Annotated in this window: 12 protein-coding genes; 4 read left to right on the forward strand and 8 right to left on the reverse strand. The window is 69.4% G+C overall.

Annotation, left to right across the window (positions count from 1 at the left end; translation table 11 throughout):
* Positions 1 to 5: 5 nt before the first annotated feature.
* From OG371_RS15720 to OG371_RS15735, 4 genes are all read right to left on the reverse strand, one after another.
* Positions 6 to 341 carry a hypothetical protein gene (locus OG371_RS15720; RefSeq protein WP_329069868.1) on the reverse strand — a complete coding sequence of 112 codons (336 nt, stop codon included), beginning with the start codon at positions 339 to 341 and terminating at the stop codon, positions 6 to 8.
* Between the two features lie 46 nt (positions 342 to 387).
* Positions 388 to 1134, reverse strand: coding sequence for a S1 family peptidase (locus tag OG371_RS15725; protein WP_329069870.1), 747 nt, complete (start codon positions 1132 to 1134; stop codon positions 388 to 390).
* 144 nt (positions 1135 to 1278) lie between these two features.
* On the reverse strand, positions 1279 to 2043 hold the full coding sequence (locus OG371_RS15730) for a S1 family peptidase (RefSeq protein ID WP_329069872.1): 765 nt from the start codon (positions 2041 to 2043) through the stop codon (positions 1279 to 1281).
* Between the two features lie 121 nt (positions 2044 to 2164).
* Positions 2165 to 2539 (reverse strand): FKBP-type peptidyl-prolyl cis-trans isomerase, encoded by a 375-nt coding sequence (locus tag OG371_RS15735; protein ID WP_329069874.1) that lies wholly within the window; start codon positions 2537 to 2539, stop codon positions 2165 to 2167.
* A 149-nt stretch (positions 2540 to 2688) separates the two neighbouring features.
* Between OG371_RS15735 and OG371_RS15740 the strand changes: the two genes are divergently transcribed.
* Positions 2689 to 5910: a penicillin acylase family protein gene (locus OG371_RS15740; protein WP_329069876.1), complete on the forward strand. Its 3222-nt coding sequence runs from the start codon at positions 2689 to 2691 to the stop codon at positions 5908 to 5910.
* A 68-nt stretch (positions 5911 to 5978) separates the two neighbouring features.
* Here OG371_RS15740 and OG371_RS15745 read toward each other — a convergent pair whose 3' ends face one another.
* Genes OG371_RS15745 through OG371_RS15755 form a run of 3 tightly spaced genes read right to left on the reverse strand, consistent with a single transcriptional unit; the run spans position 5979 to position 7348 of the window.
* A complete protein-coding gene (locus tag OG371_RS15745; protein ID WP_329069878.1) occupies positions 5979 to 6551 on the reverse strand; it encodes a TIGR03086 family metal-binding protein in 573 nt (190 codons plus the stop codon).
* Positions 6538 to 7020, reverse strand: coding sequence for an SRPBCC family protein (locus OG371_RS15750; RefSeq protein ID WP_329069880.1), 483 nt, complete (start codon positions 7018 to 7020; stop codon positions 6538 to 6540). The genes OG371_RS15745 and OG371_RS15750 overlap by 14 nt, the downstream gene beginning before the upstream one ends.
* Entirely contained in the window at positions 6953 to 7348 is a 396-nt protein-coding gene (locus tag OG371_RS15755) for an ArsR/SmtB family transcription factor (RefSeq protein ID WP_329069882.1), read from the reverse strand. The genes OG371_RS15750 and OG371_RS15755 overlap by 68 nt, the downstream gene beginning before the upstream one ends.
* Positions 7349 to 7438: 90 nt before the next feature.
* Between OG371_RS15755 and OG371_RS15760 the strand changes: the two genes are divergently transcribed.
* From OG371_RS15760 to OG371_RS15770, 3 genes are all read left to right on the forward strand, one after another.
* Positions 7439 to 8470 carry a trans-sulfuration enzyme family protein gene (locus tag OG371_RS15760; RefSeq protein WP_329069885.1) on the forward strand — a complete coding sequence of 344 codons (1032 nt, stop codon included), beginning with the start codon at positions 7439 to 7441 and terminating at the stop codon, positions 8468 to 8470.
* Positions 8471 to 8704: 234 nt separating this feature from the next.
* Positions 8705 to 9412, forward strand: a complete 708-nt coding sequence (locus OG371_RS15765; RefSeq protein ID WP_329069888.1) for a hypothetical protein — start codon at positions 8705 to 8707, stop codon at positions 9410 to 9412.
* A complete protein-coding gene (locus OG371_RS15770; RefSeq protein WP_329069890.1) occupies positions 9412 to 9999 on the forward strand; it encodes a class F sortase in 588 nt (195 codons plus the stop codon). Before OG371_RS15765 ends, OG371_RS15770 begins: the two co-directional genes overlap by 1 nt.
* Before the next feature lie 49 nt (positions 10000 to 10048).
* Here OG371_RS15770 and OG371_RS15775 read toward each other — a convergent pair whose 3' ends face one another.
* Positions 10049 to 10783 (reverse strand): FadR/GntR family transcriptional regulator, encoded by a 735-nt coding sequence (locus tag OG371_RS15775; RefSeq protein ID WP_329069892.1) that lies wholly within the window; start codon positions 10781 to 10783, stop codon positions 10049 to 10051.
* Positions 10784 to 10831: the final 48 nt, after the last annotated feature.

Raw genomic sequence — 10831 nt, forward strand, 5'->3', positions numbered from 1 at the left:
GCGGCTCACAAACTGATGTTGCCGTGTACGTCACGTAGCTGGACGACCTTGGCCCCTTCGGCCACGGTGCCCACGTGGTTGTTCACGCTGCCGCCGCGAGCGTCCTGGTGGACTTCGAACTCGGCGTGCAGGGCGGCCTTGAACGCCGGGTCCGCCTGGCTTTCCCGGTCCAGGCGCTCGGCGAGGGCCGCGATCGTCGCCGGGTCCTCGGGCTTGGCCGCCTCCAGCTCCGCGACCGCTTTCCTGTCGCCGGAGAACTTGCGCTTGACCAGTTCGTACAGGCCGGTGGCGGCCTTGGTCGCGAGCGTGGTGGCGACGGCGGTCAGGATCGGCTCGGGCATCTGCGCTCCTCGGGTCGACGATTCCCGTCAGTGTCCTCCACGGTACTCACTTCGTGTGGTCGGCGACCCAGTCCGCGATGACGTCGACGCGGGCGGTGAGTTCCGCGCTGGCGTGCGGGCAGTCCGGGCCGGTGATCTCGACCGCGATGAGCTGGCCGCCCGAGCCCGACGGGACGAAGTACGGCGCGCCGGCGTCGTAGGTGCACGCGCTGGTCGTGGTGGCCGGGCTGACCCCGCGAACGCCGATGGTGGTCGGGGCGACGTTCGCCACCTCGACGGTGCCCTGCTGCAGCTTGGCCGATGGCGCCGGGTTCTTCGCCGTGGTGCTGCCCCAGCCGGCCAGGGTGAGGCTCTGCCCGGTGCCCGGGACCAAGCGGTTCAGGGTCAACGGGGTGACGCCGGTGGCCGGGCTGTCGAGGTGTGCCAGCGCGGTGTCGTTGACGCTGGACTGCAGCACGTCGGTCACCTTGCGCGTGAGGCCCTTCTCCTTCGCCTCGTCGACCAGGCCGAGCGTGACGGTGGTCGGGTACGGCACCGGGCCGGACACGCGGTTGCGGTTCACGTCGTGGAAGCAGTGGCCGTTGGTGAGGATCCACTGCGGGGCGACGAGCGAGCCGGAGCAGTAGCTCGAATACGTGCTGCCGTCCGGGCGCGGAATGCTCGCCATGGCCAGCTTCGCGGTGAAGCCGAATTGGCCGGCCGGGACGTCGGAGCCGTTCGCGACGGCCAGCGCCGGCGCGGCGGTGAGAATGGGCAGGAGGGCAACTGCGGTGACTGCGGCGCGAACGCGCATTAGGTCCCTTCCTCCGGGCCACCGGCGGGGCGCCGATGATCGGCCCTCCACGCTAACCAGGTTCGGCGGACTGAGGAATTCCCTTGTCGGGCGAAAGAAAACGGGCCCGGCGCAAGACGCGAGGCCCGTTCGTGTACTTGACTTTCACACTGCGTTCGCGGCGATCCAATCGGCGATCACGTCGGCGCGGGCGGTCGTCTCCGGCGTCGAGTGGGGGCAGTCCGGGCCGTCCGACTCGACCGACACGAGCTGGCCGCTGGTCTCGTTCGGCACGAAGTACGGCGCGCCCGAGTCGTACAGGCAGGCGCTGGTCGTGTTCGACGGCTGGACGCCGATCACGCCGGCCGTGGTGGCGGCGACCTGGCTGACCGCCATCGAGCCCTGCTGCATCTTCGTGGACGGCTTGGCGTCCGTGGAGCTGAGGCTGCCCCAGCCCGCGAGCGTCACGTTCTGCCCGACCGTCGGCGCGTCACGCTGGACGGTCAGCGGCGCGATCCCGGTGACCGGGCTGTCGAGCTTGGCGAGCGAAATGTCGTTGGTGCCAGCCTGAAGCACGTCGGTCACCTTGCGCGTGACGCCGAGCCCGTCGCTCTGCACGGTGGTGCCGAGCAGCACCGAGGTGTCGTACGGCACCGGCCCGGAGATCGGCTTGCGGTTGACGTCGTGGAAGCAGTGCCCGGCCGTGATGATCCACTGAGGAGCGATCAGGGCGCCGGAACACGCGCTGTCGTAATGACTTCCGTCCGGCTTCGGGATGTTCGTCATCGTCAGCTTCGCCGCGAATTGGAACTGTCCCTGCGGGACGTCGGACCCGTTGGCCACGGCCGAGGCCGGCAGTGCGGTGGCGAGGGCGCCCGCGGTGCACGCGAGCGTCAGAACGGCAGCGGAAAGCACCGCACGAACACGCATTTATTTCCCCTACAAGTGGTCTGAGCCGGTGATTACCAAACCATAGCGGGGAGGTGCGTTCACCTGAAAGTGTTCGGCTGCCGGGTTGCCCGATAGGCCATCCCGGCAGCCGGTGAAGCGGTCAGTTGACGTCGACGAGGTCGACCACGAACACGAGGGTCTCGTTGGGCTTGATCACGCCGCCCGCGCCGCGTTCGCCATAGGCGAGGTGCGGCGGGATCACGAGCTTGCGGCGGCCACCGATCTTCATGCCGGCCACCCCCTGGTCCCAGCCGGGGATGACCTGGCCGGCGCCGAGCGCGAAGCGCAGCGGCTCGCCGCGGTTCCACGAAGCGTCGAACTCCGCGCCAGTGGAGTGGGAGACGCCGACGTAGTGGACGCTCACCGCACTGCCGGGCTGGGCTTCGGTGCCGTCGCCGACGGTGAGGTCGGTGATCTCGAGTTCGGCCGGCGCGGGGCCGTCCGGGCGGTCGATTTCGGGCTTTTCCAAGGTCATGGCGACACCGTACCTACGGCCTGTGAGCTGCGCCGATCGGACTACGCCCAAAGGTGGGTTAAACGCGAAAAGTCTTCACAAATGTCTCTACCCGCCGGTAGCGTGCGCCACGTCACCCCTGGGGGATCTTCGTGGACGGGAGTTCGGGCATGCGACGACGCATCCGCATCCTGACCGTGGCGGCGCTGGCCGTGCTCACGGCGGGCCTGACCCAGGCGGTGGCGGGTGTCCCGCCCGCCACCGCGGCGCTGCCGGGCAACGACTACTGCGCCGGCCAGTGCAACGACATCCTGCCGCCCGGTGAGAACGGCAGCGCGACGCTCGCGGAGATCCTCGCCAACAAGGCCCTGGGCACCCAGCCCGGCCACGCCGACGACCAGCTCGGCAAGTACGCCGACCTCGCCGGCGGCTACAAGACCCTGACCACGGACACGATCGGCAAGTTCTTCAACGACTCGTCGTTCGGCGTCCCGGCCGACCAGGTGGCCAGCACGCTCCAGCCGCGCTCCGACGTGACCATCACGCGCGACAAGGCCACCGGCGTCCCGCACATCCAGGGCACCACGCGCTCCGGCACCGAGTTCGGCGCCGGGTACGCGGCCGGGCAGGACCGCCTGTGGCTGATGGACATCATGCGCCGCGTCGGCCGCGGGCAGCTGACCTCGTACGCCGGGGGCGCGCCCGCGAACCGCGAGCTCGAGCAGTCCTTCTTCTCTGCCGCGCCGTACACCGAGGCGGAGCTGCAGGCGCAGATCGACGCCGCGGCTAACAGCGGCCCGCGCGGCAAGCAGGGGCTGGCCGACGCGCAGTCCTACATCGACGGGATCAACAAGTACATCACCGATTCCCACAACGGCCGCTACTTCCCGGGCGAGTACGTGCTCACCGGGCACGTCGACGCGATCACCAACGCCGGCACCATCGAGCCGTTCAAGCTGACCGACCTGGTCGTGCTCGCGTCCGTGGTCGGCGCCCAGTTCGGCGCCGGCGGCGGCGGCGAGGTGCAGAACGCGGTCGCGAAGCTCGCGCTGCAGGAGAAGTACGGCGTCGCGCAGGGTGAGAAGGTGTGGCAGAGCCTGCGTGCCGCGGACGACCCCGAGGCCGTGAAGACGCTGCACGACGGGCAGACCTTCGACTACGGCATGACGCCCGCGAACCCGCAGGGCGAAGCGTTGCCGGACAAGGGCTCGGTGACGAACCAGCAGCTCGTGTACGACCCCACCGGCTCGGCCTCCTCGGCGACGCCGGCGAAGGTGAACGTCCCCGCGCCCAAGGACCAGGAAGCCGCGCGCGGCATGTTCGACAACGGCGTGCTGCCGGGCGACATGATGACCGACAAGCACGGCATGTCCAACGCGCTCGTGGTGTCGGGCTCGAAGACAGCGAGTGGGCACCCGGTGGCCGTGTTCGGCCCGCAGACCGGGTATTTCGCGCCGCAGCTGCTCATGCTGCAGGAACTGCAGGGCCCGGGGATCAGCGCGCGCGGCGCCTCGTTCGCCGGCATCAGCATGTACGTGCTGCTGGGCCGCGGCCAGGACTACTCGTGGAGCGCGACCACCTCGGCGCAGGACATCATCGACACGTTCGCGCTGCCGTTGTGCGACCCGAGCGGCAAACCGGCCACAAAGGACTCGAACTACTACGTCTACCAGGGCCAGTGCCTGCCGATGGACACCGTGGAGCGCAAGAACTCCTGGACGCCGACGCTGGCCGACGGCACCGCGGCCGGCTCGTACACGCTGCGCAGTTATCGCACCAAGTACGGCCCGGTGACCAGCCGCGCGACGGTCGGCGGCAAACCGGTGGCGTACACCTCGCTGCGGTCCTCGTACTTCCACGAGGTGGACTCGCTGATCGGCTTCCAGGAGTTCAACGACCCGGACTTCATCCACTCCGCGTCGGACTTCGAAAAGGCCGCGAACGACGTCAACTTCACCTTCAACTGGTTCTACGCCGACTCGAAGGACGTCGCGTACTTCAACTCGGGCGCGAACCCGGTGCGCAACCCGACCGTCGACCCGATGATGCCGGTGTGGGGCGACAAGGGTTACGACTGGCAGGGCTGGAAGCCGGACGGCAACGTCGCGGCGTACACGCCGATGGCGCAGCACCCGCAGTCGATCAACCAGGACTACTACATCAGCTGGAACAACGCGCAGGCCAAGGGTTACGCGTCCGGCGGCGCCGACAAGTCCGCCGTGTACCGCGCGGACCTGCTCGACTCGCGGGTGAAGGCGCTGATCTCCAGCGGCACCAAGGTGACCCGGGTCAACCTGACCCAGGCCATGGAGGACGCGGCGCTGGCCGACCTGCGGGCGGAGAAGGTGCTGCCGTTGCTGCTCCAGGTGCTCGACAAGGCGCCGCTCACCGGCGCCGCGGCCGACGCCGAGGCGAAGCTGAAAGCCTGGATGGCCAACGGGCACCAGCGCGTCGAGTCCTCGGCGGGCAGCAAGACCTACAACGACGCCGACGCGATCCGGATCATGGACGCCTGGTGGCCGCTGCTGGTCACGAACGAGTTCAAGCCCGCGATGGGCGACGACGCGTTCACCGCGATGACCAACGTGCTGCAGATCAACGAAAGCCCGTCCGGGTTCCAGAACGAGACGCCGGGCAAGCACGTCGGGCAGCCGCACCAGGGCTCTTCGTTCCAGCACGGCTGGTGGGGCTACGTCAGCAAGGACATCCGCACGGTCCTCGGCCAGCCGGTCGCGGGCCCGCTGGGCGCGACGTTCTGCGGCGGCGGCAACCTGGACGCCTGCCGCACCGCGCTCGTCGACTCGCTGACGGCGGCCGCGGCGCAGCCCGCGAACACCGTCTACCCGGGTGACGCGGACTGCTCGGCCGGCGACCAGTGGTGCGCCGACAGCGTGATCCAGCGTCCGCTGGGCGGCATCACGCACGGCAAGATCAGCACCCAGAACCGCCCGACGTTCCAGCAGGTCGTCGAGTACGCGGCGCACCGCGGCGACAACGTTTCGAACCTCGCCGCGGGCAAGCCGGTCTCCGCGACCAGCGCCGAGACGGGCTTCTACCCCTCGCCCGCTTCGAACGCCGTCGACGGCAACCCGGCCACCCGATGGGCCAGCGACTGGAGCGACAACCAGTCGATCACCGTCGACCTCGGCTCGGTGCAGCAGGTGTCACGGGTGGTGCTGTCGTGGGAATCGGCGTACGCGAAGGGCTACAAGGTGCAGCTCTCCGCGGACGGCGAGTCCTGGCGTGACGCCGCGACGGTGACGGACGGCAACGGCGGCGTGGACAACGTGTCGTTCGCACCGTCGGACGCCCGCTTCGTGCGCGTCACGGGTGAGCAGCGCGGGACCAAGTACGGGTACTCGCTGTACGAGTTCGAGGTTTACGCGCACTGAACTGCCATTAAGGACTCCTTACCTACCTTCAGGGTAGGCAAGGAGTCCTTGACGGCGTCACGGGGAACCTAAGCGGCGGACCAGAAGGGATCGCGGCCGATGAAGGCGATCATCCTGGTCTGGACGTCGCTGTCCGCCGGCACCTCGACTCGGGGGCCGTACTGGCCCGACGAGCGCAACACGTCCTCCATCCCGGCCATCCCGCCGAGCAGGCCGGCGCAGAAGTCCGGGTCGAGCCGGTCGTCCTGGCCGGTCGCGCGGGCCAGGTCCCAGGTGTGCATGAAGACGTCGGCGGTATAGAACTGGTCGATCGCGCCGGGCAGCGGCAGGGTGCCGATGTGCGGGTTGCTGAGTTTCCGGTCGGCCGTCTCGGGATCGTCCAGCAACGCCTGCACGCCTTCGCTGTGCACTCGCCACGCGGCGACCGGGTCTTCGTCGGCCGAAGGCCCTTTGGGCAGCTCGATTCCCGCGCCCGCCGCGAGGAACGAGGGGAACCACTCGACCAGGTGCCGCACGACGTCGCGCGCCGCCCAGCCGTCGACCGGCGACGGGGCGTCCCAGTCCTGCGTGTCACGGACTCGTTCGGTGAACCGGCCGGCCACCTCGCGATGCCGCTCGGCCGGCTTTTCAGGCAGTGCCATCGCTCAACATCCCATCCAGTTTGGCGTAACCATCGTTGATGCCGACCTCCATGCCGGAGCGCAGGATCCCGTCCCGGGACTCGATGCTGTCCACAAGGGACTGTGTGCGCAGGCGCGTGCGGCCGTCGCCGAGGTCCTCGAACCACATCGTCTCCAGCGCGACGCCCTCGGGCTCGCCCTCGAACGTGAAGGTCTGCACGACCCGGTCCGGCCGCACCTCGTGGAAGCAGCCGTGGAAGCCGTACTCCACCCCGCGGACGACCGAGACGTAACGCCAGCTGCCGCCGGTGCGCGCGTCCCAGCGGTCGATCCGCGTGGTGGTGTTGTCGGGGCCGACCCACTTCGCGAACAGCTCGGGGTCGGTGTGGGCGCGGAAGAGGCGCTCGGGCGTCGTCGCGAAGTCACGCGTCATCCGGATCACCGGCAGGCTCGGATCGGCCTCGATCCTGGCCTCGACCATCTTGTCCATCTCGGTTTCCTTCCATTTCCGCCAGCACGGCGTCGAGCCGGCGGTAGCGCTGTTCGAACCGGCGGCGGTAGCGCTCGATCCAGCCGTCCATCAGGTCGAACACCTGGGCTTCGAGGCGCACCGGCCGGGGCTGCGGGCCCGGTGGCCTGCTGACGAGCCCGGCGTCCTCGAGCACCCGCAGGTGTTTGTAGACCGCCTGCAGCGAAATCCGGTACGGCTCGGCCAGCTGGCTCACGGTCGCGTCGCCGTCGGCCAGCCGGGCCACCATGTCGCGCCGGGTCGGGTCCGCCAGTGCGGCGAAGGTCTGGGACAGCGCGTCCGCGGTCATCTTCGCTCTCTTTCAACTTTGTGGTTGAAAGGACCATAGACCGACGGCGGCCGGTTTTCAATCTTTTGGTTGAAAGTTACGGTGAGCTGCATGGATGACTGGACTCCGCGCACCCGGGCGATCGCGGCCGGGCGGCCGCACGGCCCCGGCGAGCCGCTGAACACGCCGATCGTCGCGACGAGCACGTTCGAGGCCGGCGGGGACTCCGTGTACGCGCGGTCGGATGGGACCGCGACGTGGGCGGCGCTCGAGGAAGCCGTCGGCGCGCTGGAGGGCGGGCGCGCGTTCGCGTTCGCCTCCGGGGTGGCGACGTTGTCCGCGGTCCTGGACTCCTTGCCGGTCGGGTCGACCGTGGCGGTGCCGACCTTCAGTTACGCCGTCACCCGCGGGGCCTTGCAGCACGCGCAGAAACTCGGGCGGCTCACCGTCACCGAGCTGGAGCCCACCGACACGCAAGCGTGGATCGACTGCGGCGCCGACCTGTTGTGGCTCGAATCGCCGACGAACCCGACGCTCGACGTGATGGACATCGAGACCATTGCGAAGGCCGCGCGCGGACGGGTTGTCGTCGACAACACCTTCGCGACGCCGTTGCACCAGCAGCCGTTGAAGCTGGGCGCCGACGTCGTGGTGCACAGCGCGACGAAGCTGATCGGCGGCCACAGCGACCTGCTTCTCGGCATCGCCGTGGCGAAGGACGACGCTGTCGCCGAAGAACTGCGTGGGGCGCGTACGCGCATCGGCACCACACCGGGCGCGCTGGAGGCGTGGCTCGCGTTGCGCGGTCTGCGGACGCTGCCCGTGCGGCTCGCCGAGCAGGAGAAAACCGCCGCGCTGCTGGTATCCCGGCTTGCGGAGCACTCCGCCGTCACCAAGGTCCGGTACCCCGGTTTCGGGATGATGGTCGCGTTCGAACTGCCGGACGCCGAGGCTGCCGACCGCGTGTGCGCGTCGGTCCGGCTGATCCGCTCCGCGACGAGTCTGGGCGGCGTGGAAAGCCTGGTGGAACGGCGCGCGTGGCTGCCGGGCGAGGAACGCGTGCCCGCCGGGCTGATCCGGTTCAGCGTCGGCCTGGAAGACCCGGAAGACCTCTGGCGCGATCTACTGGCGGCGCTGGGCTGAATTCCGTCAACAATTCACCACCATTCGCTGACGGTCCGGAAACTGTTACAGTACAGGTACGAACCCCGGAGTTCCCCAGTTCCGACCCCCTTCATCGCCAGGTCGGCGGCGTTCGTTACGTTCTTTTACGGTGCTTTTAATCACTGGTCTAAACGTTTCCTTTAAGGACTGCTCCTCCGGCAGGATCAGCGGGCGCGGTGGGGGTCATCGCGCTTTCTTCTAGGGGAGACCAATTTGAAGAAGACGCTGGGCAGACTCGCGGGCGCCGTGCTCGCGGGCGCCCTGATCAGCCTTGCTGTCACGCCTTCGGCGCTGGCGCAGGACAACTCGGCGCCTGTGGCGACGACTTCGGAGGCCGCGCCGCCGACGTCGGACGCACCGGCCTCGGACGTGCCGGCACCCGGGCCGTCCACGGGCCAGTCCACTTCGGACACCCCGACCAGCTCGGGGCAGCCGTCGGACACCGGCACGCCGACGGGCAAGCCGACCGGCACCGGCGGGCCCACCAGCACCGGTGAGCCCACGAAGCCGACCAGCTCCCAGCCGGAGACCACCACCCCGGAGGAGCCGTACCAGGACGACATCGCGTACGGCGTCGACCTCGACGGCGGCCAGGGCATCTTCGTGATCGCCTGCGCCGCGGGCGAGCCGACCGGCGTTTCGTCGAACGACTTCGACGTCGTCGAGGGCCCGCACCAGGACGAGACCGACGGCCGTTACTGGGCCTGGCTCGTGAAGCGCCACGACGGTGCTTCGTTCGACGCCGGCAACGTCACCGCGTTCTGGACCTGCGGTGGCGACAAGGGCGGCGAGCAGCCGGTCCCGCCGGCGGGCGGCGCGGGCGCGGGTTCCGCGGGCACCACCGGTGGCCACGGCGACTCGCAGGTCAAGTACGCCCCCAAGGGCGGCGTCGAGACCGGCTTCGGCGGCATGGCCGCCTGATGACCAGGAAGTACGGGCAGGGCGCCGCGCTCGCGGGCGCCCTGCTCCTTTCCCTCACGCTGAGCGCTTGCGGCTCGGACGCCCCGGCGCCCGCCGCGAAGCCCCCGGCGTCGGTGCCGGTGACCAAGCCGTTTGTCGGGCTGCGGCCGACGTCGGTGGAGATCCCGAAGATCGGCGCGAAGTCCTCGCTGATCACCGTGCTGCCCAACAAGGACGGGCAGATCTCGGTGCCGTCGGTGAAAACGCCGATGCAGGCCGCCTGGTACCGCCTCTCGCCCGTGCCGGGTGACGTCGGGCCGGCGATCGTGCTCGGGCACGTCGACGGCAACCACCAGCCGGGCATCTTCTACAAGCTCAAGGACGTCAGCCCCGGCGACGAGGTCGACATCGAGCGCAGTGACGGCAAGAAGCTGAAGTTCGTGGTCGACCACAAGGACGAGGTCCCCAAGGACACGTTCCCGACGCAGGCGGTGTTCGGCAACTCCGACAAGCCGCAGCTGCGGCTGATCACCTGCGGCGGGGTGTTCGACCACGCCGAGCACAGTTACAAGGACAACATCGTGGTGTACGCCAACCTCGTCTCCTGAGTGCTCGTGAGTGTTCATGACGGTTAGAACCGGCATGAACACTCACGAGTCAGAGCAGGGGAGTGAGCAGGGCGCGCCGGTCTTCCGGCACGTACTCCACGTAGTTGTCGTACAGAGCCTGACGCGCGAGCCGCGCCGCCGACGCACCGTCGGCGGCGCGGACCGCTTCCAGCACCTCCGCGTGGTGCCGCAGCCAGGTCTCCATCAGCGACGTCCGGTCGGGCGCGTGGGAGAGCTTGTCCTCGATCAGCTCCAGGACCACCCCGCGCACCACCTCGCCGCTCACCACCAGCAGCGGGTTGCGTGACGTGCGCGCGATGGCGTCGTGGAACGCGACGTCCGCGCGGCTGAACTCCGCGTAGCCGTCGGCCGCGGCCATCGCCGCCAGCGCCGCATCCAAAGTGGACAGGTCGGCGTCCGTGCGCAGCTGGGCCGCGAGCAGGTGCGAGGAACCGTCCAGCACCATCCGGAACTGCAGCAGCTCCGCCAGCCCGACGTGTTCGGCGCGCGCGAGCCGGTGCATCGAACGCTGCAGCGCACCCGGCGAGGCCGCCAGCACCTCCGGCCCACGCGGATCCCCGGGGCGCGACCGGATCAGCTCGGCCGCCTGCAACACCCGCAGTGCCTCCCGCACCGTCGAACGGCCGACGCCGAACTGCGTCATCAGCTCGCGCTCACCGGGCAGCCGCTCACCGGGCTTGAGGCGCCCGCTGTACACGGCCTCCTCGATCTGCGCCACGATCCGCGCGTACGCGTGCACGGGCGCCACCGGCTCGAACTGCATCCCTTGACCTCGACGTCGTCTGGTGCGAACCTCTGGGCTACTGGTCAG

Origin of the sequence: Amycolatopsis sp. NBC_01480 (assembly GCF_036227205.1) — a bacterium.
GTDB lineage: Bacteria > Actinomycetota > Actinomycetes > Mycobacteriales > Pseudonocardiaceae > Amycolatopsis.

Excerpts from the sequence above, each read along its gene's own strand:
- OG371_RS15720 (WP_329069868.1), bottom strand. The coding sequence starts at position 341 with ATGCCCGAGCCGATCCTGACCGCCGTCGCCACCACGCTCGCGACCAAG.
- OG371_RS15725 (WP_329069870.1), bottom strand. The coding sequence starts at position 1,134 with ATGCGCGTTCGCGCCGCAGTCACCGCAGTTGCCCTCCTGCCCATTCTC.
- OG371_RS15730 (WP_329069872.1), bottom strand. The coding sequence starts at position 2,043 with ATGCGTGTTCGTGCGGTGCTTTCCGCTGCCGTTCTGACGCTCGCGTGC.
- OG371_RS15735 (WP_329069874.1), bottom strand. The coding sequence starts at position 2,539 with ATGACCTTGGAAAAGCCCGAAATCGACCGCCCGGACGGCCCCGCGCCG.
- OG371_RS15740 (WP_329069876.1), top strand. The coding sequence starts at position 2,689 with ATGCGACGACGCATCCGCATCCTGACCGTGGCGGCGCTGGCCGTGCTC.
- OG371_RS15745 (WP_329069878.1), bottom strand. The coding sequence starts at position 6,551 with ATGGCACTGCCTGAAAAGCCGGCCGAGCGGCATCGCGAGGTGGCCGGC.
- OG371_RS15750 (WP_329069880.1), bottom strand. The coding sequence starts at position 7,020 with ATGGACAAGATGGTCGAGGCCAGGATCGAGGCCGATCCGAGCCTGCCG.
- OG371_RS15755 (WP_329069882.1), bottom strand. The coding sequence starts at position 7,348 with ATGACCGCGGACGCGCTGTCCCAGACCTTCGCCGCACTGGCGGACCCG.
- OG371_RS15760 (WP_329069885.1), top strand. The coding sequence starts at position 7,439 with ATGGATGACTGGACTCCGCGCACCCGGGCGATCGCGGCCGGGCGGCCG.
- OG371_RS15770 (WP_329069890.1), top strand. The coding sequence starts at position 9,412 with ATGACCAGGAAGTACGGGCAGGGCGCCGCGCTCGCGGGCGCCCTGCTC.
- OG371_RS15775 (WP_329069892.1), bottom strand. The coding sequence starts at position 10,783 with ATGCAGTTCGAGCCGGTGGCGCCCGTGCACGCGTACGCGCGGATCGTG.